At 50.0% G+C, this 3,269-nt stretch carries 1 rRNA gene; it reads right to left on the bottom strand.

Annotated elements, in window-relative coordinates:
- Positions 1-84: 84 nt before the first annotated feature.
- Positions 85-2,983: ribosomal RNA gene (locus tag P7M01_RS09595) — 23S ribosomal RNA — on the bottom strand.
- Between the last annotated feature and the right edge of the window lie 286 nt (positions 2,984-3,269).

Here is a 3,269-nt window from a genome sequence, read left to right as displayed (position 1 = left end):
TGCTCCGTCTCGTTTCTCTCTCACTCGACTTCACCACCTCTCTTCGCCCCGGATGCCATCCGTCCAAAAACACTTGAGCGTTGTATAGTTAAGCCTCTCGGGCAATTAGTACGGGTTAGCTCAATATATCACTACACTTACACACCCCGCCTATCTACGTCTTCGTCTCAAACAACCCTTACAGTCTTATAGACTGGGAGAACTCATCTTAAGGCAAGTTTCGTGCTTAGATGCTTTCAGCACTTATCTCTCCCGCATTTAGCTACCCGGCAATGCGTCTGGCGACACAACCGGAACACCAGGGATGCGTCCACTCCGGTCCTCTCGTACTAGGAGCAGCCCCTTTCAATTCTCCTTCGCCCACGGCAGATAGGGACCGAACTGTCTCACGACGTTCTAAACCCAGCTCGCGTACCACTTTAAATGGCGAACAGCCATACCCTTGGGACCTACTTCAGCCCCAGGATGTGATGAGCCGACATCGAGGTGCCAAACACCGCCGTCGATATGAACTCTTGGGCGGTATCAGCCTGTTATCCCCGGAGTACCTTTTATCCGTTGAGCGATGGCCCTTCCATTCAGAACCACCGGATCACTATGACCTGCTTTCGCACCTGCTCGACTTGTCCGTCTCGCAGTTAAGCTTGCTTTTACCATTGCACTAACCTGACGATGTCCGACCGTCATTAGCAAACCTTCGTGCTCCTCCGTTACTCTTTGGGAGGAGACCGCCCCAGTCAAACTACCCACCAGACACTGTCCGAGAGCGTGTTTCCACTCGTCGTTAGAACATCAAACCTTAAAGGGTGGTATTTCAAGGTCGGCTCCATGCAAACTGGCGTTCACACTTCAATGCCTCCCACCTATCCTACACATCAAAATTCAAGGTTCCGTGTCAAGCTATAGTAAAGGTTCACGGGGTCTTTCCGTCTAGCCGCGGGTACACCGCATCTTCACGGCGATTTCAATTTCACTGAGTCTCGGGTGGAGACAGCCTGGCCATCATTATGCCATTCGTGCAGGTCGGAACTTACCCGACAAGGAATTTCGCTACCTTAGGACCGTTATAGTTACGGCCGCCGTTTACTGGGGCTTCGATCAAGCGCTTCTCTTTCGATTACGCCATCAATTAACCTTCCAGCACCGGGCAGGCATCACACCCTATACGTCCACTTACGTGTTTGCAGAGTGCTGTGTTTTTAATAAACAGTTGCAGCCAGCTGGTCTCTTCGACTTACTTCTCCTCCGTCCGTTAAGGACTTCAAGTACCGTAAGCGCACCTTCTCCCGAAGTTACGGTGCCATTTTGCCTAGTTCCTTCACCCGAGTTCTCTCAAGCGCCTGAGTATTCTCTACCTGACCACCTGTGTCGGTTTATAGTACGGTTCAGTAAAGCCTTTCGCTTAGTGGCTTTTCCTGGAAGCGTGGTATCGGTAACTTCCGCTCCGTAGAGCCTCGTCATCACTTCTCGTTGTTTAAATGGATAAGCGGATTTGCCTACCTACCCCAACTACCGGCTTAAACAGACATATCCAACAGTCTGCTTACCTAACCTTCTCCGTCCCCACATCGCAGCTTTACCAAGTACGGGAATATTAACCCGTTTCCCATCGACTACGCTTTTCAGCCTCGCCTTAGGGGCCGACTCACCCTGCCCCGATTAACGTTGGACAGGAACCCTTGGTCTTCCGGCGAACGGGTTTTTCACCCGTTTTATCGTTACTTATGTCAGCATTCGCACTTGTGATACCTCCAGCAAACCTCTCGATTCACCTTCTTCAGCTTACACAACGCTCCCCTACCCAACAATGTCTCCATTGATGCCGCAGCTTCGGTGCTATATTTTAGCCCCGTTACATCTTCCGCGCAGGCCGACTCGACTAGTGAGCTATTACGCTTTCTTTAAATGATGGCTGCTTCTAAGCCAACATCCTAGCTGTCTAAGCCTTCCCACTTCGTTTCCCACTTAATATAGACTTGGGGACCTTAGCTGGCGGTCTGGGTTGTTTCCCTCTCCACGACGGACGTTAGCACCCGCCGTGTGTCTCCTGAGTATCACTCTTCGGTATTCGTAGTTTGCATCGGGTTGGTAATCCGGGATGGACCCCTAGCCGAAACAGTGCTCTACCCCCCAAGGTGTCCGCTCAAGGCTCTACCTAAATAGATTTCGGGGAGAACCAGCTATCTCCCGGTTTGATTGGCCTTTCACCCCCAGCCACAGGTCATCCGCTAATTTTTCAACATTAGTCGGTTCGGTCCTCCAGTTAGTGTTACCCAACCTTCAACCTGCCCATGGCTAGCTCACCGGGTTTCGGGTCTATATCATGCAACTCGACGCCCAGTTAAGACTCGGTTTCCCTTCGGCTTCCCTATTCGGTTAACCTCGCTACACAATATAAGTCGCTGACCCATTATACAAAAGGTACGCAGTCACCCTTTCAGGCTCCCACTGCTTGTACGTACAGGGTTTCAGGTTCTCTTTCACTCCCCTCGCCGGGGTTCTTTTCGCCTTTCCTTCACAGTACTGGTTCACTATCGGTCAATCAGGAGTATTTAGCCTTGGAGGATGGGCCCCCCTTCTTCAGACAGGATTTCTCGTGTCCCGCCCTACTTCTCGTGTGCTTAGTACCACAGCCCGGATTTTGAGTACGGGATTATCACCCTCTATGATTAGGCTTCCCAGCCTATTCCTCTATCTCTGCCGCTATCACACACAGGCTCTTCCGCTTTCGCTCGCCGCTACTGACGGAATCTCGGTTGATTTCTTTTCCTCGGGGTACTGAGATGTTTCAGTTCTCCCGGTTTGCCTTTCATTACTATGGATTCATAATGAAATGATGGATTCTTCATCCATCGGGTTTCCCCATTCGGATATCCCGGATTATACGCCTCTTATCGACTCATCCAGGCTTTTCGCAGATTAGCACGTCCTTCTTCGCCTCTGATTGCCAAGGCATCCGCCCTGTACGCTTAGTCACTTAACTATACAACCTCAAATGTTTTCCGCCCTTTCAATCAGTTATCCTCATCCAAAGTGCGGGCAATTTGAAGTCCGTTTTCAACTAAACACTTGACTGCTTTTGTTCAGCCAAGATTTTTTTAAACGACCTCTCAATCCGCCTTTCGGCTGTCTTTCAAGACCGTTTGACTACTCAGACTTTCACTTTATCCCTCTACTCTCAATCTGCATTTTTCAATTCCGATTGATTTCGCTCGGGACTCAAAAGTCTCTTCAGTTTTTCAGCTTGTTTCCAATTTTTTAAAGAACAA

It is taken from the genome of Exercitatus varius (assembly GCF_029577735.1).
GTDB classification, from domain to species: Bacteria; Pseudomonadota; Gammaproteobacteria; order Enterobacterales; family Pasteurellaceae; genus Exercitatus; species Exercitatus varius.
The sequence above is the reverse complement of the archived record's forward strand: the minus strand, read 5'-3'. Positions and strand labels throughout refer to the sequence as shown.